The organism is Buttiauxella sp., from assembly GCF_049686335.1.
GTDB lineage: Bacteria > Pseudomonadota > Gammaproteobacteria > Enterobacterales > Enterobacteriaceae > Buttiauxella.
Genome location: NZ_JBAVHX010000021.1, coordinates 74,020 through 94,650, shown reverse-complemented (window position 1 = coordinate 94,650; position 20,631 = coordinate 74,020). Strand labels below are relative to the sequence as shown.

Genomic DNA, 20,631 nt, shown 5'->3' with positions numbered 1-20,631 from the left:
GGGATTAGTTGTGTTTCTTAGCTTCCAGCCAGGCGCGGATCTCTGCTGCATCGTAAACAGTGACGCGTTCAGAGAGACGAATTGATTTTGGGAAATCAGGTTTGCTTGTTTCCCAGCGCCAGAGGGTGACTGTGCTAACTTTTAAAAAGTCAGCAGTAGCTCGTGGGCGAGCGTGTCCTGAGAGGGGATAGATCTGCGTAATCATAGGTTTCACCTGCCATGTTATGTCGCTTGTGTAATCAACATGGCAGATGGTAGATAACAGCCGGATAGAGTTAAATGCCTAGTAAGTTTACTCAGCAGTTGAGTAAGCTTACTCAGCAGTTTTTTCTGCTTTGATGATTTCGCTAAGTATTGTGGAAATTTTTCTCACCGATCTAAGTTTCATACCGCCATAATCATTTTTACGCGCCAGGGTGGCTTCTACCCATTTATTGAGTAGTAATTTTCCATTTTTGGTGCATTCATCCGGATAATGTTCACGAACTTTCATGGCAACCTGTTCAACTACTTGCCGGTTGTGTTCGTGTCTGTCTGTTTGTACTATTGAAACTGAACTTACAGGAATGGCCTTAATTTCACGTACCTTGCTTGTAAAATAACTATCCATTGGTTTGCCTGAGATAGCCGATGTCCATATTTTTTCGATATCGCTCCTCGTAATTAGGAGATCTTTTAACTCAAGGATGACGTCTTTCGTTCCTTGGTAAAAAAATAACGCGGAGATTATGTCATTTGGAATGTTTGCAGGGCTTAGCGTTTTATATCCGGTGCTGAATGATTTTGTTATAGTTATGCTGTTTTTTTCATCCACGGAACCATTAATTACAACCCATAAGTCACTGATGTTTCCATAAAATCGAAATTCATCAATTGATGCTATATAGCCCTTGTCATTTGCATCACCCAAATTACGTAGAAATTGAGAGCCATGAATTCCAAGTTCGTGCATGATATATTTAGATTTATTGTATTTTTCTATGTCTGCGCTATCTTTCTGCTCACGTAATTGAACAGAAAAAGAACCTTCCATATTTTCTGGCCTAAATGCTATCGATATAGCACCTATTTTATTCCAGTGAATTAAGTCTTCACATTCGCAATTGAGCAACTTAGCAGCTCTTTCGAATGAGCAGTATTCTAAAGGCGCAATTCTATTTTCTTTCCAAACGTTGCTATCCATCAAGTCACCTTCGTGCGCACCTGATGAAAACTGAAGCAGACAGCAGGTGTTACTGTTTTTCGCCTGTTCGGGCTAGCTTCAGTTTTTCTGGTTAACTGCCAACAACACGTAATTTCTTCATGTCGTATGGCGCAACATGTTTATCAGCGTTTGCTTCCAGATAGTCTGACCACCATTGCATCATTCGACGACGTTCCTGCATGTGCTGCGCCAAATGAACATACGCCGCCCGTACTTCGTTACGTTCCTGGTGGCTCATTTGCCGCTCTACAGCATCCCGTGACCATAACCCTGATTCAGTCAGTGCAGAGCAAGCCATTGCCCGGAAGCCATGTAGGCAAACGTCAGTTTGGGTATCATAGCCCATAGTACGGAGCGCTTTGTTAACCGTATTTTCGCTCATTGGTTTATAAGGGTTGCTATCACCAGGAAAAATTAACGTATATTCGCCACTGATGCTCTTGATCGATTTCAATGCTTCAATTGCTTGAGAGGACAGCGGTACAGAGTGTCCGCCGCCCATTTTTGCGCCACGTTCAGAGAATTTCACACCTTCAATTGCTTCCCGCTGCCCAGGGATTGTCCATGTTGCAGTTTCAAAATTTACCTCATCCCAGCGAGCATGACGAAGCTCACTCGAACGGACAAACGTGTGAAGCGAGAGTAACACAGCGAGCCTGGTAAGTGGTCTGCCTGTGTACGTTGCAGTTTTCGCCATCAATTCTGGCAGACGATCCAGAGGTAGAGCGGGGCGGTGTTTTGTTTTAGGACTCGTCAAAGCACCTTTCAGGTCGTGAGCTGGGTTGTACTCGACAATGCCACGCTGAACCGCATAGCGGAACACACTACTCATAGTGGTCTTTACTCTTCCAGTCGTAGCACCAATGCCTTGTTCGTTCATGCTGATAAGCAAAGGTAGCAGATCCCGTGTTTTTAAGGTGTCGATGGGCTTGCTACCGATGAGAGGAAATATGTGGTTTTCCATTTCCCTCAATATTTTATTACGGGTGATCTCTTTCCACTCTGGATGCCCCATCGTTCCACTGTGCCACTCACGAGCTATAGCTTCGAAAGTCGGTGATATTGGTTCTGTGCTTTCAGTTTTTTTTGCTTCACGTGGATCTTTGCCGTCGGCAAGAAGCTGTCTGGCTTCGTCTCTGCGTTTACGTGCTGTTGTCAGTGGAACATCTGGATAGACGCCCAACGCTAATGTCACCTGCTTACCAGCAAAGCGATAATTCATGCGCCAGTATTTACCACCCGTTTTTTTGACCAATAGATACAGACTGCCGCCATCGGTTATTTTGTAATCGGTGTCTCGTGGCTTGGCATTCTCGATCTGTTTTGGTGAAAGCTCGTTTATAGCCATAAGTGGCACACCTCAAGAGGTAATTGATGGTATCTGGATATCGAACTGAAGGATACCATCACTTATACCATCAGAGTGCTGTAATGTCATGAAGGTAATTGAAAGCTGTGTAAGCGAGGTTGCTGCTGAAAGGCTTGGTATTACTGGTGTTGTGAAGTGAACTGAAGTGGTATGAAATGGCTCAATGGTGTCCCCTGCAGGAATCGAACCTGCAACTAGCCCTTAGGAGGGGCTCGTTATATCCATTTAACTAAGAGGACTTAATACCCTTCATTCTTTAAATGGTGGGTATTGCGGGAGTAGTATACCCGCTTTTGACACCAGGTTAAGGGGTTAGCAGGCTGATTGCCTGAAACGTAACCGTTTTAAGCGCGACGCGCCCGCTTTTCTTCTTTATCTTCGCCTTTGCCATCTTCAACTTCCTGTTGGCGCTTCGCTTTCGCTTTTGCTTCGGCTTTCTTCTTATTGCTCATATCGTTACGGATTTGAGCGTGGCTGATTAGCGCGAAGATAAATGTCCCGCCGCAGATGTTGCCGGCAAGCGTCGGTAGGGCAAATGGCCAGAAGAAATCACTCCAGTGAATGGTGCCGTTAAACACCAGGTAGAGGATTTCGACCGAGCCCACCACGATGTGGGTTAAATCACCCAGTGCGACCAGCCACGTCATCATGATGATGACCACGATTTTGGCCGAACCTGCGGACGGAAACATCCACACCATGGTGGCGATTATCCAGCCGGAAATGATGGCGTTAGCGAACATTTCTCCTGGTGTATTGTGCATCACTTCCATGCCGATTTTGACGAATGCATCCCGGGTCTCTTCATCAAATATCGGCATATATTCAAAGGCATAAGCCGCAAGACCGGTGCCGATAATATTACCCAGCAGCACCACTCCCCATAAACGCAGCAAAAGCACGAAGTTGGCCACACTGGGTTTTTGCATCACCGGCAATACTGCGGTGACGGTGTTCTCGGTGAAAAGCTGTTGGCGCGCCATAATGACGATAATAAACCCGAAGGTGTAGCCGATGTTTTCCAGCAAAAAGCTGCCGGGTACGCCTTCCAGATTGACGTGAAATACCCCTTTTGCCAGCAGCGATGCGCCCATGGATAAACCCGCCGCAATCGCCGACCATAGCAACGCCATCGCGTCACGTTCCAACTCTTTTTCGCCGTCCTGGCGGATATGTTCGTGGATGGCCATGGCGCGTGATGGCAGGCGTTCTTCATCTACCTCTATCTGTTCCCCGTGTTCTTTCTCATCACTTTCTACTTCGATTTCATCGGTTGATTTGTTGATTTTGTCTTCTTTTAATTCATCCATTTTTCGCTTCACTCACGGGTTATCTGTTCCATTAAGCGTAGCGGTTTTTAGCAACGAACCGGGTGGCGTAAGCGAATTCGACTTAATTTTGATCCTGGCGGGGCGGATTACCTCTTTTGGAGTACCGTAACGGCGGTAGCCAACCTGGAGCAAAGCCTATGATGTGTTATGATTTTGCATCCCGAGACAAAGGAGTGACTCCCCAAATGCTTGATGCGATTAACCTGACCTGCATACGTGATGACCGCGTCTTGTTTAGCGAGTTGTCATTTAGCGTGCGTGCAGGGGAGATGGTGCAAATCGCCGGGAAAAATGGAGCCGGAAAAACGTCGCTATTGCGGATTTTGGCGGGGCTTGCCCAGGCAGAGGAAGGCGAGGTGAAGTGGCAAGGGGAAGAGTTATCCCGCGCACGTTATCAGTATCACCAGGATTTGTTGTGGCTTGGGCATCAACCGGGGATCAAAACGGTTCTGACTGCCTTTGAAAATCTCAGCTTTTATCATGCTGAAGGTGCGGAATCTCTACGTTGGCAAGCACTTACTGAAGTGGGTTTACTGGGTTTTGAAGATGTTCCGGTTAACCAACTTTCTGCCGGGCAACAACGGCGTGTGGCGCTGGCACGTTTGTGGTTAAGCGCGCATAAACTCTGGATCCTGGATGAGCCTTTCACCGCCATCGATGTCGCCGGTGTGGAAAAGCTCACGCGCCAGCTCCAGCACCATACCGAAAAGGGCGGAATGGTTATACTCACCACGCATCAGCCACTGGCGGTCGACAATGTGCGTCAGATTGATTTACAGGAGAAACGGGCATGATGCGCCGAATTTTCCTGCATGAACTGCGCGTGGTATTTCGCAAAGGTGCGGAAATCGCCAATCCGTTGTGGTTCTTCCTTATCGTTATCACTCTGTTTCCGTTGGGTATTGGCCCTGAGCCACAGTTGCTGGCGCGTATTGCGCCGGGCGTGATTTGGGTGGCAGCTTTACTGGCGTCGTTGTTGGCGATGGACAGATTGTTTCGTGATGACTTTCAGGACGGTTCGCTTGAGCAACTGATGTTGCTGCCCATCCCTTTGCCGATGGTGGTGTTAGCGAAAGTGACCGCTCACTGGGTGGTGACCGGTTTGCCGCTGCTGATCCTCTCGCCGCTGGCTGCGCTGCTGTTGGGTATGGATTTTTACGGCTGGCAAGTGATGGCGTTAACGCTGCTTATCGGAACGCCGACATTGAGTTTCCTGGGGGCGCCAGGGGTTGGGTTAACGGTGGGTTTGCGACGTAGCGGAGTGTTGCTGAGTCTGCTTGTTTTACCGTTGACGATTCCGCTGCTGATATTCGCGACTGCGGCAATGGATGCGGCCTCTATGCATCTTCCGGTGGATGGGTATCTGGCGATTTTAGGCGCACTGCTGGCAGGCAGCGCGACGTTAAGCCCGTTTGCTACGGCGGCGGCACTGCGCGTGAGCGTTCAATAATTAAAAATGTCGGATGGCGCTTTGCTTATCCGACCTACAAGTTCTAACCCGATTTTGGTCGATATTTCGTGAGCAAATAATTATGTGGAAATGGTTACATCAGCTCGCTAAACCCGAGCGCCTTTATCAGCTATGCGGTTATTTTGTGCCGTGGTGCGCCCTCATCAGTGCCGTGCTGCTGGTGGTCGGGTGTGTCTGGGGCTTTGGATTTGCGCCCGCGGATTATCAACAAGGCCAGAGCTATCGCATTATGTATCTACATGTCCCGGCGGCTATCTGGTCGATGGGGATTTATGGCTCGATGGCAATCGCTGCATTTATTGGCCTCGTCTGGCAAATGAAGATGTCAGATCTCGCGGTTGCGGCGATGGCGCCTGTAGGTGCGGTGTTTACGTTTATCGCACTCGTGACGGGTTCTGCATGGGGCAAACCGATGTGGGGAACCTGGTGGGTATGGGATGCTCGCCTGACTTCCGAACTGGTGCTGCTGTTTCTCTATATCGGCGTGATTGCGCTGTATAACGCCTTTGACGACCGCCGCCTGGCCGGGCGTGCCGCAGGGATCCTGGTGCTGGTGGGCGTGGTGAACTTACCGATTATTCACTACTCGGTCGAATGGTGGAACACCTTGCACCAGGGCTCGACCAATATGCAGCAAAGCATTGACCCTTCCATGCGTACGCCGTTGCGCTTCACCATTTTCGGTTTTCTGATGCTGTTTATCACCCTGACGTTAATGCGTTTGCGTAACCTGATTTTGCTTCAGGAGCAGCGCCGCCCGTGGGTTTTGGCACTGGTGAATAAAGGGAGAAACGCATGAAAAGCGCATTTGTAAACTGGAGTGATTTTTTTGCCATGGGAGGCTATGCGTTTTTCGTCTGGCTTGCTGTCGCAATGACGTTCATTCCGTTACTGATATTGGTGGTCCATACCCGCATACAGCGTCGCACTATTTTAAACTCTGTCAGCCGCCAACAAGCACGAGAAAAGCGTATTCATGCAGCACAACGCGCAGAGGGAATGGAATGAATCTTCGTCGTAAAAATCGGCTCTACCTGGCAATTGCGGTGCTGGTGGGATTGGGGTTGACCATCACCCTGGTGTTGTACGCGCTGCGCAGCAATATCGACCTGTTCTATACGCCGAGCGAAATCCTGTATGGCAAAGGTGAAAGCCATCAGTTACCCGAAGTCGGGCAGCGTCTGCGTGTGGGCGGCATGGTTCAGCCTGGCAGCGTAAAACGTGATAACCAGACGTTGAAAGTGACGTTCAAAATTTACGATGCCAGTGGCGTTATCGATGTCAGTTACGTTGGTATTTTGCCGGATCTGTTCCGTGAAGGGCAGGGAGTGGTAGCGCAAGGTGTCTTTGCCGCAGGAAACAAAGTTGAAGCAAAAGAAGTGCTGGCAAAGCATGACGAAAACTACACACCGCCGGAAGTCAAAGAAGCGATGGATAAAAATCACCAGCGCGCACCTCAGGCCTATAAGGATAACGCTTCATGATGCCTGAAATTGGCAGTTTTTTGCTGTGCCTGGCGCTTGGCTGGTCATTGTTACTTAGCGTTTATCCGCTGTGGGGCGTGAAACGCAATGACTCACGATTAATGGCATCAGCCCGTCCACTGGCCTGGGCGCTGTTTATCACGTTGTGTGCCAGTTTCTTAGTGCTGGTGAACGCGTTTGTGGTCAACGATTTTACCGTGCTATATGTCGCCAATAACTCCAATACCGAGTTGCCCGTCTGGTATCGCGTGGCCGCGACCTGGGGTGCGCACGAAGGCTCATTACTGCTGTGGGTGTTGTTGCTGAGTACCTGGACTTTTGCGGTGGCATTGTTCAGCCGCAGTATGCCGCAAGATGCGGTAGCGCGTGTTCTGGCCGTTATGGGGATGATTAATTTCGGCTTCCTGCTGTTTATCATTTTCACCTCGAATCCCTTTACCCGCACCTTGCCTGATTTCCCGATAGAAGGGCGCGATTTGAATCCCCTGTTGCAGGATATCGGGCTGATATTCCACCCGCCGTTGCTATACATGGGGTATGTCGGTTTCTCCGTGGCGTTTGCGTTTTCTATCGCGGCCTTAATGGCAGGGAAACTGGATTCTGCATGGGCGCGCTGGACGCGTCCGTGGACGTTAGCCGCGTGGTCATTTTTAACCATCGGCATTGTGTTAGGGTCGGCCTGGGCTTATTACGAGTTGGGCTGGGGCGGCTGGTGGTTCTGGGACCCGGTAGAGAACGCGTCGTTTATGCCGTGGCTTGCGGGAACGGCGCTGATTCACTCGCTTTCCGTAACTGAAAAACGTGGCAGCTTTAAAGCCTGGACCGTGTTGCTGGCAATCACCGCATTCTCGCTATGTTTGTTGGGCACCTTCCTTGTGCGCTCAGGGGTGTTGGTTTCGGTACACTCCTTTGCCTCCGATCCGGCGCGCGGGATGTTTATCCTCGCCTTCCTGGTCATCGTGATTGGCGGCTCGCTGCTGCTTTACGCGGTGAAAGGGAGCAAAGTCCGCTCCCGCGTGGGCAATAGTTTGTGGTCCCGGGAATCATTTTTGCTCGGCAATAACGTGCTGCTCATTGCCGCGATGTTAGTGGTATTGCTGGGGACGTTACTGCCGCTGGTGCACAAACAACTCGGGCTGGGCAGTATTTCCATTGGCGAACCCTTCTTTAACACCATGTTCACCGCACTGATGGCGCCCTTTGCCTTGCTGATGGGGATTGGCCCGCTGGTACGCTGGCGGCGCGATGAATCAAAAAAATTAGTCAAACGGCTGGCGATTGCGCTGGCAATCACCGTGGCGCTTTCACTGTTGCTGCCGTGGATAATGCAGGACCGCGTCGAAGCCATGACGGTAGTCGGTTTGCTGATGGCGATGTGGGTGTTTGTGCTGGCGCTAATGGAAGTCTATGAACGTGCGACCCATCGCCACGGCCTGGTCAAAGGGTTATGGAAATTACCGCGCAGCCATTGGGGCATGGTGTTCGGTCATTTGGGACTGGCCGTTACGGTTGTTGGCATCGCCTTTAGCCAGAATTACAGCATTGAACGCGACGTACGGATGAAAGCGGGCGACAGCATCGACATCCACCAGTACCACTTTGTCTTCCGCGATGTTCATGAGCTGACTGGTCCGAACTACCGTGGCGGCGTGGGTATTATCGACGTCACGCGCAATGGTAAGCCGGAAGCTACGCTGCATGCAGAAAAGCGTTTCTACAACAGTAACCGCGCGATGATGACCGAAGCCGCCATTGATGGCGGCGTAACGCGTGACCTTTACGCGGCACTCGGAGAAGAGTTAGACGACGGCAGTTGGGCAGTGCGCCTCTACTACAAACCGTTCGTGCGCTGGATTTGGATGGGCGGCATTCTGATGACCCTTGGTGGCCTGTTCTGTTTGTTTGACCCGCGATACAGAATGCGTAAAAACGAGCCGGAGGCTGCATGAAGCGCAAAATATTGTTTGTTCCTTTAGGGCTGTTTTTACTGCTGGCCGCGATGCTGTTATGGCAACTGGCGCGAAATGCGCAGGGCGATGACCCGAGCAACCTTGAGTCGGCGCTGGTTGGAAAGCCGGTCCCGGTGTTTCGTCTTGAGTCGCTGGAAAACCCCGGCAAGATTTATGACCAGGCGGTGCTCAACGACGGCAAACCGTTGTTACTCAACGTCTGGGCGACGTGGTGCCCAACCTGTCGCGCTGAGCATCAGTATCTTAACGGGCTGAAAGCGCAGGGCGTCCGCGTGGTTGGCATGAACTATAAAGACGATCGCCGCAAAGCGATTAACTGGCTCAATGAATTAGGTAATCCTTACGCGCTGAGTCTGTTTGATGGCAACGGGATGTTGGGTCTGGATCTCGGGGTCTACGGCGCACCGGAAACATTTCTGATCGATGGTAAAGGGATCATTCGCTACCGCCATGCGGGCGATCTAAACGATCGCGTCTGGCAGCAAGAGCTAAAACCGCTGTGGGATAAATATAACAAGGAGGCTGGCGCATGAAACGCGGATGGCTACTGATCGTCGCATTCCTGTTCTCCTTTAATGTTCTGGCGGCTATCGATACTTTCCAGTTCAAAGATGAGGCGCAGGAGCAGCAATTCCGTCAGTTGACTGAACAACTGCGCTGCCCGAAATGCCAGAACAATAGCATTGCTGATTCCAACGCAATGATTGCTTCTGACATGCGTCTGAAAGTCTATGAACTGCAGCAGCAGGGCAAAACGAAGCAACAAATCATCGATTATATGGTGGAAAGATACGGCAATTTCGTGACGTACGAACCGCCGATGACGCCTGCCACTCTCATCTTATGGGTGCTTCCTGTGCTGTTTATTCTGGGGGGCGCGTGCGTGATTGTGATGCGTAGCCGCAAACGGCGGGTGCATTTTACGGATGAACCGGAAACTGAAGCGCCGCCTGTTATTAGCAAAAAAGCCCACTTCTGGTTTTTCGCCCCAGGAGCGGTGTTGTTGATTGTAGTGAGCGTGGGTGTCTATCTGAAAACCTCGGACATCCAACAAGTGCGCGCCTGGAAAAAAGTCTCGGATCAGACTCCGCAGCTTTTACAGCGTGCATTAGATCCCCAAGCCAGACCGCTGGATATGCCAGAAATGGCCGCGTTGGGGCTGGGATTACGTACGCAATTGCAGTACGAACCTAACAATATTGAGGGCTGGATGATGCTCGGGCGTATTGGTATGGTTCTGAATAATGCAACAATCGCTACGCAAGCCTTTGCACATGCGTATAAACTGTCGCCCTCCAACAGTAATGTAAAGCTGGGCTATGCTGAAGTATTGACGCGCAGCGGAGATCCGCAGGATAACCAACTGGGTGGGAATCTGTTAAGAGAGCTCCTCAAAACGGACCATACGAATGTTCGTGTATTAAGCCTGCTGGCTTTTAACGCATTCGAACAACAACAGTACCGCGAAGCGATTGGTGCATGGCAAATCATGTTGCAAGTCCTACCAGCAAACGACCAGCGTCGGGCCGTGGTGCAAAGAAGCATCGAACAGGCAAAGGCCGCGCAAGCTGGCATGGACAACACCAAACCTGAGAGCGTAGAGCAAAAATAACAGGGAGAGACATATGAATTTCCGCCTGACCGGGATAGCACTTGCCGCTACCGTTTTAGTCGGCTGTGCGAGTTCGGCCGATACACAACCGCAAGGGCGTTCGGATCCATTAGAAGGGTTCAACCGCACGATGTACGACTTCAACTTTAATGTGTTGGACCCGTATGTGGTGCGCCCGGTTGCTGTGGTGTGGCGAGATTACATGCCGCAACCAGCGCGTAATGGGCTGAGCAACTTCACCAGTAACCTCGAAGAACCAGCGTCTATGGTGAACAACTTTATTCAGGGCGACCCGTATCAGGGGATGGTGCATTTCACCCGCTTCTTCCTGAATACCTTGTTGGGCATGGGCGGTTTCATTGATGTTGCTGGCATGGCCAATCCGAAGTTACAACGCCTTGAGCCAAACCGTTTTGGTACCACACTTGGGCATTATGGCGTTGGCTATGGTCCTTATGTGCAATTACCGGCGTACGGTAGCTTCACGATTCGTGAAGATGGCGGTGAGATGGTAGACAATTTGTATGCCCCACTGTCCTGGCTAACCTGGTGGATGTCGCTGGGCAAATGGACTCTTGAAGGTATCGAAACGCGTGCGCAGTTGTTGGATTCTGAAGGCTTGCTAAAACAATCTTCAGACCCGTACATTTTGGTGCGTGAAGCTTACTTCCAACGCCATGATTTCCTGGCAAACGGCGGGAAACTTTCTCCAGATGAGAACCCGAATGCCGAGTCTATTCAGGACGACCTGAAAGATATCGACTCTCAGTAAGTACTCGCTTTGCGAGACCAATAAAAAAGGCGAAACCACGGTTTCGCCTTTTTTGTCACTGTTAACTATTAGAATGCGTAGTTAAAGTTCATGCCGTACAGCCACGCTTTACCTTCAGAACGGAAGGTGTAAGGGCCTTCTTTGATTTCAACGTTCTGACCGTGCATATAGGAAACGCCCAGGTCTACAGACGCATCGTCGTTAAATGCGTAGGTGGTACCTGCACTGATCCAGAAGCGGTCCTGATCCGGGATAGAAATAGAACGGTGATCTGCTGGAACCGGGCTGTCATCGAACGCGATACCGGTGCGGAAGGTCCAGTTCTTATCCATAAAGTAAGTGGTACCGACCGCAATACGGTACGCATCTTTAAAGCTTTCATCTTTATAGAACAGCGTCTGGCCGTTGGTGCCGGTCGCTTTCAGCTCCTGGAACTGGCTCCAGCTGGTGTAAGTCAGGCTGTAGTGAATCGCCCACTGTGGATCAACTTTGTTATAACCGGACAGTTCCCACATTTCTGGCAAGTTCAGGGTCAGAGAACCTGGAACGGTTTGACCGCTGGTGCCTGCTGGTAAACCAAAGTTAGACAGGATCGGGTTATAAGCGGCTGGTAAGTTGCTCTTATAGTCGCCGTCGAAGTCGATTTTGATTTCTGAACGGTAAGTGAAGCCGTAGCGGTTGTCTTTATCGATTTCATAAAGGATACCGGCGTTCCAACCGTAGCCCCACTCGTCACCTTTCAGGTGCGCGATTTGGGTGTCGGATGGAATACGGGAAACTGGGCCTGCCAGTGAAGGAGGCAGTGCACCGGAACCTGCAACTAGCTGGCCAAGGTCGCCCGCGTAACGCTCGATTTTCGCTTTCGCATAGACAGCATCAAAGCCAAGACCGAAGCTCCAGTTGCTGTTCAAACGGTATGCGCCGCTCAGGTTCAGGTTCAACGTTTCCAGGTCGGTTTTGCCGCCCATGGAACCTGCTGTGTAATCGTCTGTGAATTCTGTTGCTAAACCGTAGTTAGATGTAACAGAAGCACCCCAGCCAAATTGTTCATTGATAGGTGCAACAAAGTGGAGGTTTGGAACCCAGGCGGTCGGTGCGATGTTATCAGCATCAGTGCTACGGCCTGTTGGAGACGTACCGGAAATATTAACGTCCGGATCAACAAATACTGCGCCGCCAGAGAAAGAAGGGCGGTCAAACATCATAATTGTTGCAGGGTTACGGCTTGCAGAGCCCGCATTATCTGCGACTGCACCTTCCCCAGAGTAAGCTCGGCCAAGGCCAGAGGAAGAGAACTCGTTTAATTGAAAGCCGGCTGAGTACGCCTGCGATGAGACTATTGCCACTGCAACCGCGAGGGCTGACTTTGTAAACAGGTTTTTCTGGCTCATGACCAAAACCTCATAATGGATTTATTTTTATACAAACAATGTTACACACCGTAACAGGAGCGCGAATAGTAGGGGCTGATCTGTTACAGAGAAATCAGACCAGTGGCGAGAGTATAGGTCTGACCAGATGGGATGTTGCAAGTTTGTATCTAAGAATTTTCAAATTTGATCACCGAAACGAGATCTGCCTGGCAAAATCGGGTTTGGCGTCACTACGCAAAATGGGTGAATCTTGTTTTAGATCATTTTTAAGTGTGATTTGGGTCACTTGCGGATTTTGACAAGATTAACGACTGGAGTCGCTTCAACAGGGAGCGTAAAATAAGCAGGAATTGTTTAATCCTGTTCATGCGAAATACAGAGGAAATCATAAAATGAGTAAAAACAGTGCTGATGAAACCCCGGTTTGCTGCTGTATTGATGTCGGTTCCATCATTGATAACACCGACTGCACAGCAACCTACAGCCGTGTGTTCGCGACCAAAGCAGAAGCTGACGAAACCCTGGCAGCGCTGAGTGCAAAAGCGCGTGAAGTTGAAAACGAACCTTGCCAGATCGTTCCGACGTTTACCGAAGAAGCTGAAGGCGTTCGTCTGGATATTGATTTCATCTTCAGCTGCCAGGCTGAGACCATGATCTTCCAGCTGGGCCTGCGTTAATTGTAAAAATGTCGGATGGCGCAAGCTTATCCGACCTGCAAGTGCCAACTGTAGGGTGGATAGGCGAAAGCGTCATCCACCTTCTTTCACTTTACTATCCTTCCCTAAAGCGTGTCCCCCCTCCCAATTCTTTCGTCCCCTAGTTGGCTGAATGTAACTTTTTGGTTAAAACTGTGATCAGGTCAGACCACTATTGGTCTTTTACAATTTTATTCCCAGGAATATGAAGTTACGGCATCGCCGCTATCGATTCATGGACTAAGGGAAGAACAGGGGAGCGTTATGAGTCAGGCACTTCCGTTGGTGACCCGTCAGGGTGACCGCATCGCCATTGTCAGTGGTTTACGCACACCTTTTGCGCGCCAGGCTACGGCATTTCACGGTATACCTGCCGTCGATCTCGGTAACATGGTGGTCAGCGAATTACTGGCCCGCAGCGAAATTCCCCCAGAAGTCATTGAACAATTAGTTTTCGGCCAGGTTGTCCAGATGCCGGAAGCCCCTAATATTGCCCGTGAAATTGTCCTCGGCACCGGGATGAGCGTGCACACCGACGCCTACAGCGTCAGCCGTGCCTGTGCGACCAGTTTCCAGGCCGTGGCGAATGTCGCCGAAAGTTTAATGGCGGGTACGATTCGCGCTGGGATTGCCGGCGGCGCTGACTCCTCATCCGTATTGCCCATTGGTGTGAGTAAAAAGCTCGGGCGCGTACTGGTTGATGCGAATAAAGCCCGTACCCTTGGGCAAAAGCTAAAACTCTTCTCTCGTTTACGCCCTCGTGATTTATTGCCGGTGCCGCCAGCGGTTGCGGAATACTCGACCGGTTTGCGGATGGGGGATACTGCCGAACAAATGGCGAAAACCCACGGTATCACGCGTGAACAACAAGATGCTCTGGCGCATCGCTCCCATACCAAAGCAGCAATTGCCTGGCAAGAAGGCAAACTGAGAGATGAGGTGATGACCGCCTTTATCCCTCCTTATCGCCAGCCTTTCGCCGAAGATAATAACGTTCGCCAGAACTCGTCGATTGTCGATTATGCGAAGCTGCGCCCTGCGTTTGACCGAAAACATGGCACTGTGACTGCCGCTAACAGCACACCGTTAACCGATGGTGCTGCTGCGGTTATTCTGATGACAGAGTCCCGCGCGAAAGAGTTGGGTTTGAAGCCACTGGGATACCTGCGCAGTTACGCGTTCACCGCGGTTGATGTCTGGCAAGACATGTTGCTTGGCCCCGCCTGGGCGACACCACTGGCGCTTGAAAGAGCAGGCATCACATTGAATGACCTGACCCTATTCGATATGCACGAAGCGTTTGCCGCGCAAACATTGGCTAACCTGAAAATGCTCGCCAGCGAACGTTTTGCGCGTGATGTGCTGGGCCGCGCCCATGCCACTGGCGAAGTAGACGACTCGAAATTCAACGTGTCAGGCGGCTCTATTGCTTACGGTCATCCGTTTGCCGCCACTGGTGCGCGAATGATCACCCAAACACTGCATGAATTACGTCGTCGAGGTGGTGGATTTGGTTTAGTGACCGCCTGCGCGGCGGGTGGACTGGGTGCTGCTATGGTTCTGGAGGCCGAATAATGGAACAGACTTCTGCTTTCAATTTACATATCCGCCTCGACAATATCGCGGTGGTGACTATCGATGTGCCGGGCGAAAAGATGAATACGCTGAAAGCCTCTTTCGGCCCGGAAGTGCATAACATCATTAAGCAAATTCGCGATAACTCCGCGCTGCAAGGGGTTATCTTTATTTCTGGCAAACCGGACAATTTCGTTGCGGGTGCCGATATCAACATGATCGCGAACTGCCAGACCGCACTTGAGGCGCAAAATCTTGCGCATCAGGGCCAGCAAATCATGGCTGAAATTGCGTCATTACCGATTCCGGTCGTCGCCGCTATCCACGGGGCGTGTCTGGGTGGCGGGCTGGAACTGGCGCTGGCTTGCCATGCGCGAATCTGCACCGATGATGAAAAAACCAAACTCGGCTTGCCTGAAGTACAACTGGGTTTACTGCCGGGCTCCGGTGGGACACAGCGTTTGCCACGTTTGATTGGCGTCAGCCATGCGCTGGATATGATCCTGACTGGCAAACAATTACGCCCGCGCCAGGCATTAAAGCTGGGGCTGGTAGATGAAGTGGTACCGCATTCCATTTTATTGGCCGCAGCCATTGAGCGGGTGGCAAAAGGCCGTCAGCCATCGCGAATGCTGCCGGTTCGGGAACGTATTCTGGCGGGCCCGCTTGGCCGTTCTTTACTGTTTAGCATCGTTAGTAAGAAAACCGGGCAGAAAACGCGCGGTAATTATCCTGCCACCCAGCGCATTATCGATGTCATGAACGTGGGTCTGGGGCAGGGGAGTTTTAGCGGTTACGAAGCAGAGGCAAAAGCCTTCGGTGAACTGGCGATGACCCCACAATCCGCCGCTTTACGGGGGTTATTCTTTGCCAGTACCGAGCTTAAAAAAGAACATGGTGCCGACGCGCAACCTCGCCCAATAAATGCAGTGGGCGTGTTGGGTGGCGGATTGATGGGCGGCGGTATTGCGTTTGTTACGGCGTCTAAAGGCAAGTTGCCGGTACGAATTAAAGATATTAACAACGATGGCATTAACCATGCGCTGAAATACAGCTGGGACTTGCTGGATAAAAAAGTGCGCCGCCGCCATATGAAAGCGGCAGAACGCCAGCGTGAAATGGCACGTATCTCCGGTGGGACCGATTATCATGGTTTCCATAACCGCGACATCGTGGTGGAGGCTGTTTTTGAAGATCTGGCACTCAAGCAAAACATGGTTGCTGAGATTGAACAGAATGCGGCACCTCATACCATTTTTGCCTCGAACACCTCTTCGCTGCCGATAGCGGATATTGCGGCAAATGCCGCACGTCCTGAACAAGTCATCGGTCTGCATTACTTCAGCCCGGTTGATAAAATGCCGTTGGTTGAGGTCATCCCGCACGCGGGAACCAGTGCGGAAACCATTTCCACCACCGTTGCTCTGGCTAAAAAACAGGGCAAAACGCCGATTGTGGTGGGCGACAGCGCAGGCTTTTACGTCAACCGAATTCTGGCTCCTTATGTTAACGAAGCGATGCGTTGTCTGATGGAAGGGGAGCCTGTCGATAAAATTGATAATGCGCTGGTGTCGTTTGGTTTTCCGGTCGGACCAATCCAACTTTTGGATGAGGTGGGAATCGATGTGGGGACTAAAATTAGTCCTATACTGCAGAATGCTTACGGCGATCGTTTTGCCGCACCGCAAAATATTGCAGCAATATTGAATGATGATCGCAAAGGTAGAAAAAATGGGCGGGGTTTCTATCTTTATCCAGGGAAAGGGAGTAGAAGCAAAAAGCAGGTTGACCCTGCAATCTATAAGCTGTTGGGCGTTACGCCAAAAGGGCAGCTTGCTGAAAATGAGATAGCACAACGCTGTGTGATGATGATGCTCAATGAGGCGGCTCGCTGTCTTGATGAGGGCGTCGTACGCAGTGCACGCGATGGAGACATCGGCGGCGTGTTCGGTATAGGTTTCCCACCGTTCCTTGGTGGCCCGTTCCGTTATATGGATTCACGGGGCGTGGATGAAGTCGTCGCGCAATTGCAACGCCTGGCCAGTCAGTACGGGGAGCGTTTTGCTCCTTGCGACAGACTTTTACAAATGGTGGAAGAAAAGCAAAATTTTTGGGGATAGTGAACCCCGAAGATGAAACTGTAGTCAAAGAAACATGAGTTTATGACTCGGTGAATGGATGCTGGTCGGTCATTGTATAACCAGTGATTGACTATACTTGCACCATTGAGGTAAAAAACAGCGTTTCATTCGATGTACGGATAAGGCACAATGCCCGGCTGCTGAATTTCTCCTCGCAAGTTTCAGGGGAATTCAAGCATTCCTGGTTAACAAAAGCGGTGCAATATGCAAGTTTTTATCATGCGTCACGGCGACGCAGCACTCGATGCCGCCAGCGACTCGGTACGTCCACTCACCCAGTGTGGTTGTGATGAATCCCGAGTTATGGCGACTTGGTTGAAAGGTCAAGTAGCGGATATCGAACGTGTTCTGGTGAGCCCTTACCTGCGAGCCGAACAAACCCTGGATGTTGTGCGGGAAGCACTGATTCTTCCAGGTAAAGAAGACATTCTGCCGGAATTGACGCCGTGCGGCGATGTAGGTCTGGTGGGTGATTACCTGCAAGCACTGGCAACGGAAGGCGTTGAATCGGCATTGGTGATTTCCCACTTGCCGTTGGTCGGTTACCTGGTATCTGAGCTCTGTCCACAAGAGACACCTCCGATGTTCAGTACCTCAGCGATTGCCAATGTCACCCTTGATCCTGAAACCGGGAAAGGGGTGTTCAACTGGCAGATGAGTCCGTGTAATCTGAAGGTAGCCAAAGCTATCTGAAAGCCGTAAGCATGAAAAAGAGCCGCGAAATGCGGCTCTTATTATTTGTGCGTTTATCCACCCGACAAAATCAAAATCGTAGGTCGGATAAGCGTAGCGTCATCCGACATAAAATCTTAAGGCAATTCCGGCGGCAACCACTCTTCAATTTCTATCAACACCAACAGGGCTGAATCACCGCCATACTCTTTTGGCGCCTGATGAAATGCCATCACATGAGGGTGTTGCGCTAACCATAGTGGCGTTTGCTGCTTCAAAATGTGTTTACCGTGTCCGTGCATTACGCTTGCACAAAACACATGCTCACGGCGGCAGGCCGCGATCAACGCCCCTAATTCCTGTTTTGCTTGCAGCTGAGTCAGGCCATGCAAATCGAGGAACAGTTCTGGCGAATAATCTCCCCGACGAATCTTTTTAAGCTCAAAATGGCTGACGTCCTCGCGTACATAACGCGTCGGACCTTCCGTCGCCAGCCGTGGCTGGAATTCGTCGGAAAAATAATGGCTGGCGTCGGCTTGCTCTTGTAACAGCCGTTTCACCGGGACTTCCTGCACTTTTTTGCGCATCGGACGATGCACAATAGTGTCCTGAGTCAGTTTTTTCGTGCCGCTCATCAAATCACGGAAAAGGTTCTGATCATCAACGCTGAGCGGAGTTTTCTTTTTCATCTCTTTCTCGTCTCGCATTCGTTTTGTCGCCAGTTTACCTGGTTTGACGTCCATCACTAAATAAAACGCAACTTTCCCCGCAGTGACAGTAATTGAAATGCTGATTTGTCGCGGTCTTCATGGCAAACTAATCGATTATTGAATTAGCGCGAACGGCCTGCGGAGGGCAACGTGGATAAAATTTTCGTCGATGAGGCAGTGAATGAACTGCACACCATTCAGGATATGCTGCGCTGGGCAGTGAGTCGTTTTAGCGCCGCCAACATCTGGTATGGTCACGGCACAGATAACCCGTGGGACGAAGCCGTTCAGTTAGTGCTGCCAAGCCTCTATCTGCCGCTGGATATTCCTGAAGATATGCGCACTGCGCGTCTGACGCCAAGCGAGCGCCATCGTATCGTTGAGCGCGTGATTCGCCGTGTCAACGAGCGTATCCCGGTTGCTTACCTGACCAACAAAGCCTGGTTCTGCGGCCACGAATTTTATGTCGATGAGCGCGTACTGGTGCCGCGTTCGCCAATTGGTGAGCTTATCACCAACCGTTTTGCGGGCCTGTTTGATAACGAACCGCTGCATATTCTTGATATGTGTACCGGCAGCGGCTGTATTGCTATCGCCTGTGCTTACGAATTCCAGAATGCAGAAGTCGATGCAGTCGATATATCTCTTGATGCGCTGGCGGTTGCTGAGCAAAACATTGCTGAGCACGGTCTGGAAAATCAGGTCACGCCAATTCGTTCTGACCTGTTCCGCGACCTGCCAAAAGTGCAGTACGACATTATCGTGACCAATCCTCCGTATGTGGATGCGGAAGATATGTCTGACTTGCCGGGCGAGTTCAAGTTCGAGCCTGAGTTAGGTCTGGCTGCGGGTACCGACGGCCTGAAACTGGCGCGTCGTATTTTGGCGTGTGCCCCGGATTACCTCGCCGATGGCGGTGTCCTGATTTGTGAAGTCGGGAACAGCATGGTACATCTGATGGACCAGTACCCGGATGTGCCGTTCACCTGGCTTGAGTTCGACAACGGCGGTGACGGCGTGTTTATGCTGACCAAAGCGCAATTGATCGACGCGCGTGAACACTTCAGCATCTATAAAGATTGATCTGTGCAGGCGGGCCTTTAGACCCGTCTTCTTTTGCTCACAACACAACGAAAACGACAACGGTAAGGAGCCGTGACAGATGGCAGGTAACTCTATTGGACAAGTATTTCGCGTAACGACCTTTGGTGAATCTCACGGTGTGGCGTTGGGTTGTATCGTTGATGGTGTGCCGCCAGGCATTCCGCTGACCGAAGCCGATTTACAACACGATCTCGACCGCCGCCGTCCAGGCACTTCTCGCTATACCACGCAACGTCGTGAACCCGATCAGGTGAAGATTCTTTCTGGCGTCTTTGAAGGAGTCACAACCGGCACCAGTATTGGTTTGTTGATTGAAAACACCGATCAACGCTCGCAAGATTACAGCGCCATCAAAGATGTGTTCCGTCCTGGTCACGCTGATTACACCTACGAACAAAAATATGGCCTGCGCGATTACCGTGGCGGTGGCCGTTCTTCTGCGCGTGAAACGGCAATGCGCGTGGCTGCAGGCGCTATCGCTAAAAAATATCTGGCGCATAAATATGGCATCACCATTCGTGGTTGCCTGACGCAGATGGGTGATGTGCCACTGGAAATTAAAGACTGGGAGCAAGTTGAGCAGAACCCTTTCTTCTGCCCGGATCCCGATAAAATCGAAACACTCGACGAACTAATGCGCGCGCTGAAAAAAGAGGGCGACTCCATCGGCGCGAAAGTGACGGTTGTGGCTGATAACGTGCCACCGGGCCTGGGCGAGCCGGTATTCGACCGTCTGGATGCTGACATTGCCCATGCGCTGATGAGCATCAATGCGGTGAAAGGTGTGGAAATTGGTGAAGGTTTTGGCGTGGTTAACCTGCGTGGTAGCCAGAACCGTGACGAAATTACCAAAGAAGGCTTCCAGAGCAATCACGCTGGCGGCATTCTGGGTGGCATCAGCAGCGGCCAGCAAATTGTGGCGAATATGGCGCTGAAGCCGACTTCCAGCATCATGGTTCCGGGTCGTACTATCAATCGCGAAGGCGAAGAAGTTGAGATGGTAACGCGTGGTCGTCACGATCCTTGCGTGGGTATTCGTGCCGTACCGATTGCCGAAGCTATGTTAGCGATTGTATTGATGGATCATATGCTACGTCAGCGTGCGCAAAATGCTGACGTGAATTTCCCTTTGCCGCGCTGGTAATGCC

Annotated in this window: 20 protein-coding genes, 1 tRNA gene and 2 pseudogenes; 16 read left to right on the top strand and 7 right to left on the bottom strand. The window is 51.0% G+C overall.

Going from position 1 to position 20,631, the window contains the following annotated elements; all coding sequences use genetic code 11:
- Positions 1-4: 4 nt before the first annotated feature.
- The 5 genes from WBL83_RS14315 to WBL83_RS14295 form a co-directional block, all read right to left on the bottom strand.
- A complete protein-coding gene (locus tag WBL83_RS14315; protein WP_094948409.1) occupies positions 5-205 on the bottom strand; it encodes a helix-turn-helix transcriptional regulator in 201 nt (66 codons plus the stop codon).
- Between the two features lie 108 nt (positions 206-313).
- A complete protein-coding gene (locus tag WBL83_RS14310) occupies positions 314-1,183 on the bottom strand; it encodes a hypothetical protein (RefSeq protein WP_154159327.1) in 870 nt (289 codons plus the stop codon).
- Positions 1,184-1,274: 91 nt separating this feature from the next.
- Complete coding sequence (locus WBL83_RS14305; RefSeq protein WP_424589774.1) at positions 1,275-2,552, bottom strand: tyrosine-type recombinase/integrase; 1,278 nt, start codon at positions 2,550-2,552, stop codon at positions 1,275-1,277.
- A gap of 185 nt (positions 2,553-2,737) precedes the next feature.
- A tRNA-Arg gene (locus WBL83_RS14300) sits at positions 2,738-2,812 on the bottom strand.
- Positions 2,813-2,917: 105 nt separating this feature from the next.
- On the bottom strand, positions 2,918-3,883 hold the full coding sequence (locus tag WBL83_RS14295) for a formate/nitrite transporter family protein (RefSeq protein ID WP_424589773.1): 966 nt from the start codon (positions 3,881-3,883) through the stop codon (positions 2,918-2,920).
- Positions 3,884-4,089: 206 nt separating this feature from the next.
- Between WBL83_RS14295 and ccmA the strand changes: the two genes are divergently transcribed.
- The 10 genes and pseudogenes from ccmA to mlaA all read left to right on the top strand — a co-directional run bounded on the left by ccmA (position 4,090) and on the right by mlaA (position 11,213).
- Positions 4,090-4,698, top strand: coding sequence for a cytochrome c biogenesis heme-transporting ATPase CcmA (gene ccmA / locus WBL83_RS14290; RefSeq protein WP_424589772.1), 609 nt, complete (start codon positions 4,090-4,092; stop codon positions 4,696-4,698).
- Positions 4,695-5,354 carry a heme exporter protein CcmB gene (gene ccmB, locus WBL83_RS14285; RefSeq protein WP_424589771.1) on the top strand — a complete coding sequence of 220 codons (660 nt, stop codon included), beginning with the start codon at positions 4,695-4,697 and terminating at the stop codon, positions 5,352-5,354. Before ccmA ends, ccmB begins: the two co-directional genes overlap by 4 nt.
- An 82-nt stretch (positions 5,355-5,436) precedes the next feature.
- On the top strand, positions 5,437-6,174 hold the full coding sequence (locus tag WBL83_RS14280; RefSeq protein WP_424589770.1) for a heme ABC transporter permease: 738 nt from the start codon (positions 5,437-5,439) through the stop codon (positions 6,172-6,174).
- Positions 6,171-6,383, top strand: a complete 213-nt coding sequence (gene ccmD, locus WBL83_RS14275; RefSeq protein ID WP_424589769.1) for a heme exporter protein CcmD — start codon at positions 6,171-6,173, stop codon at positions 6,381-6,383. Before WBL83_RS14280 ends, ccmD begins: the two co-directional genes overlap by 4 nt.
- Positions 6,380-6,859, top strand: coding sequence for a cytochrome c maturation protein CcmE (ccmE, locus tag WBL83_RS14270; protein ID WP_424589768.1), 480 nt, complete (start codon positions 6,380-6,382; stop codon positions 6,857-6,859). Before ccmD ends, ccmE begins: the two co-directional genes overlap by 4 nt.
- Entirely contained in the window at positions 6,856-8,808 is a 1,953-nt protein-coding gene (locus WBL83_RS14265) for a heme lyase CcmF/NrfE family subunit (protein ID WP_424589767.1), read from the top strand. Before ccmE ends, WBL83_RS14265 begins: the two co-directional genes overlap by 4 nt.
- Positions 8,805-9,362, top strand: coding sequence for a thiol:disulfide interchange protein DsbE (gene dsbE / locus WBL83_RS14260; protein ID WP_424589766.1), 558 nt, complete (start codon positions 8,805-8,807; stop codon positions 9,360-9,362). The genes WBL83_RS14265 and dsbE overlap by 4 nt, the downstream gene beginning before the upstream one ends.
- Positions 9,359-9,752, top strand: a pseudogene (locus WBL83_RS14255) (cytochrome c-type biogenesis protein); the annotation flags it as partial. The gene dsbE and the pseudogene WBL83_RS14255, both read left to right, overlap by 4 nt.
- Before the next feature lie 119 nt (positions 9,753-9,871).
- A pseudogene (locus tag WBL83_RS14250) lies at positions 9,872-10,441 on the top strand (tetratricopeptide repeat protein); the annotation flags it as partial.
- Between the two features lie 13 nt (positions 10,442-10,454).
- The gene (gene mlaA / locus WBL83_RS14245) at positions 10,455-11,213 is read left to right on the top strand and encodes a phospholipid-binding lipoprotein MlaA (RefSeq protein WP_424589765.1); all 759 of its coding nucleotides are present in this window, start codon (positions 10,455-10,457) and stop codon (positions 11,211-11,213) included.
- A 68-nt stretch (positions 11,214-11,281) separates the two neighbouring features.
- Here the strand turns inward: mlaA and fadL are convergent, their stop codons facing one another.
- Positions 11,282-12,604, bottom strand: a complete 1,323-nt coding sequence (gene fadL, locus WBL83_RS14240) for a long-chain fatty acid transporter FadL (RefSeq protein ID WP_424589764.1) — start codon at positions 12,602-12,604, stop codon at positions 11,282-11,284.
- Between the two features lie 374 nt (positions 12,605-12,978).
- On the opposite strand from fadL, the gene WBL83_RS14235 reads away from it, so the two are divergent.
- The 4 genes from WBL83_RS14235 to sixA all read left to right on the top strand — a co-directional run bounded on the left by WBL83_RS14235 (position 12,979) and on the right by sixA (position 17,690).
- Positions 12,979-13,263 carry a YfcZ/YiiS family protein gene (locus tag WBL83_RS14235; RefSeq protein ID WP_424589763.1) on the top strand — a complete coding sequence of 95 codons (285 nt, stop codon included), beginning with the start codon at positions 12,979-12,981 and terminating at the stop codon, positions 13,261-13,263.
- 282 nt (positions 13,264-13,545) lie between these two features.
- On the top strand, positions 13,546-14,856 hold the full coding sequence (gene fadI, locus WBL83_RS14230) for an acetyl-CoA C-acyltransferase FadI (RefSeq protein ID WP_424589762.1): 1,311 nt from the start codon (positions 13,546-13,548) through the stop codon (positions 14,854-14,856).
- Complete coding sequence (fadJ, locus tag WBL83_RS14225; RefSeq protein WP_424589761.1) at positions 14,856-16,976, top strand: fatty acid oxidation complex subunit alpha FadJ; 2,121 nt, start codon at positions 14,856-14,858, stop codon at positions 16,974-16,976. The genes fadI and fadJ overlap by 1 nt, the downstream gene beginning before the upstream one ends.
- A 225-nt stretch (positions 16,977-17,201) precedes the next feature.
- On the top strand, positions 17,202-17,690 hold the full coding sequence (gene sixA, locus WBL83_RS14220; protein ID WP_424589760.1) for a phosphohistidine phosphatase SixA: 489 nt from the start codon (positions 17,202-17,204) through the stop codon (positions 17,688-17,690).
- Between the two features lie 116 nt (positions 17,691-17,806).
- Here the strand turns inward: sixA and smrB are convergent, their stop codons facing one another.
- The gene (smrB, locus tag WBL83_RS14215; protein ID WP_183270051.1) at positions 17,807-18,358 is read right to left on the bottom strand and encodes an endonuclease SmrB; all 552 of its coding nucleotides are present in this window, start codon (positions 18,356-18,358) and stop codon (positions 17,807-17,809) included.
- A 171-nt stretch (positions 18,359-18,529) separates the two neighbouring features.
- On the opposite strand from smrB, the gene prmB reads away from it, so the two are divergent.
- The gene (gene prmB / locus WBL83_RS14210; RefSeq protein ID WP_424589759.1) at positions 18,530-19,462 is read left to right on the top strand and encodes a 50S ribosomal protein L3 N(5)-glutamine methyltransferase; all 933 of its coding nucleotides are present in this window, start codon (positions 18,530-18,532) and stop codon (positions 19,460-19,462) included.
- A gap of 79 nt (positions 19,463-19,541) precedes the next feature.
- Entirely contained in the window at positions 19,542-20,627 is a 1,086-nt protein-coding gene (gene aroC, locus WBL83_RS14205; RefSeq protein WP_424589758.1) for a chorismate synthase, read from the top strand.
- Positions 20,628-20,631 lie beyond the last annotated feature (4 nt).

Bases quoted from the DNA above. Each gene is read 5' to 3' on its own strand.
- mlaA (WP_424589765.1), top strand. From the start codon at position 10,455: ATGAATTTCCGCCTGACCGGGATAGCACTTGCCGCTACCGTTTTAGTC.
- sixA (WP_424589760.1), top strand. From the start codon at position 17,202: ATGCAAGTTTTTATCATGCGTCACGGCGACGCAGCACTCGATGCCGCC.
- WBL83_RS14295 (WP_424589773.1), bottom strand. From the start codon at position 3,883: ATGGATGAATTAAAAGAAGACAAAATCAACAAATCAACCGATGAAATC.
- smrB (WP_183270051.1), bottom strand. From the start codon at position 18,358: ATGAAAAAGAAAACTCCGCTCAGCGTTGATGATCAGAACCTTTTCCGT.
- ccmB (WP_424589771.1), top strand. From the start codon at position 4,695: ATGATGCGCCGAATTTTCCTGCATGAACTGCGCGTGGTATTTCGCAAA.
- ccmD (WP_424589769.1), top strand. From the start codon at position 6,171: ATGAAAAGCGCATTTGTAAACTGGAGTGATTTTTTTGCCATGGGAGGC.
- WBL83_RS14235 (WP_424589763.1), top strand. From the start codon at position 12,979: ATGAGTAAAAACAGTGCTGATGAAACCCCGGTTTGCTGCTGTATTGAT.
- WBL83_RS14305 (WP_424589774.1), bottom strand. From the start codon at position 2,552: ATGGCTATAAACGAGCTTTCACCAAAACAGATCGAGAATGCCAAGCCA.
- fadL (WP_424589764.1), bottom strand. From the start codon at position 12,604: ATGAGCCAGAAAAACCTGTTTACAAAGTCAGCCCTCGCGGTTGCAGTG.
- WBL83_RS14315 (WP_094948409.1), bottom strand. From the start codon at position 205: ATGATTACGCAGATCTATCCCCTCTCAGGACACGCTCGCCCACGAGCT.
- ccmE (WP_424589768.1), top strand. From the start codon at position 6,380: ATGAATCTTCGTCGTAAAAATCGGCTCTACCTGGCAATTGCGGTGCTG.
- WBL83_RS14280 (WP_424589770.1), top strand. From the start codon at position 5,437: ATGTGGAAATGGTTACATCAGCTCGCTAAACCCGAGCGCCTTTATCAG.
- WBL83_RS14310 (WP_154159327.1), bottom strand. From the start codon at position 1,183: ATGGATAGCAACGTTTGGAAAGAAAATAGAATTGCGCCTTTAGAATAC.
- dsbE (WP_424589766.1), top strand. From the start codon at position 8,805: ATGAAGCGCAAAATATTGTTTGTTCCTTTAGGGCTGTTTTTACTGCTG.
- ccmA (WP_424589772.1), top strand. From the start codon at position 4,090: ATGCTTGATGCGATTAACCTGACCTGCATACGTGATGACCGCGTCTTG.
- WBL83_RS14265 (WP_424589767.1), top strand. From the start codon at position 6,856: ATGATGCCTGAAATTGGCAGTTTTTTGCTGTGCCTGGCGCTTGGCTGG.
- fadJ (WP_424589761.1), top strand. From the start codon at position 14,856: ATGGAACAGACTTCTGCTTTCAATTTACATATCCGCCTCGACAATATC.
- aroC (WP_424589758.1), top strand. From the start codon at position 19,542: ATGGCAGGTAACTCTATTGGACAAGTATTTCGCGTAACGACCTTTGGT.
- fadI (WP_424589762.1), top strand. From the start codon at position 13,546: ATGAGTCAGGCACTTCCGTTGGTGACCCGTCAGGGTGACCGCATCGCC.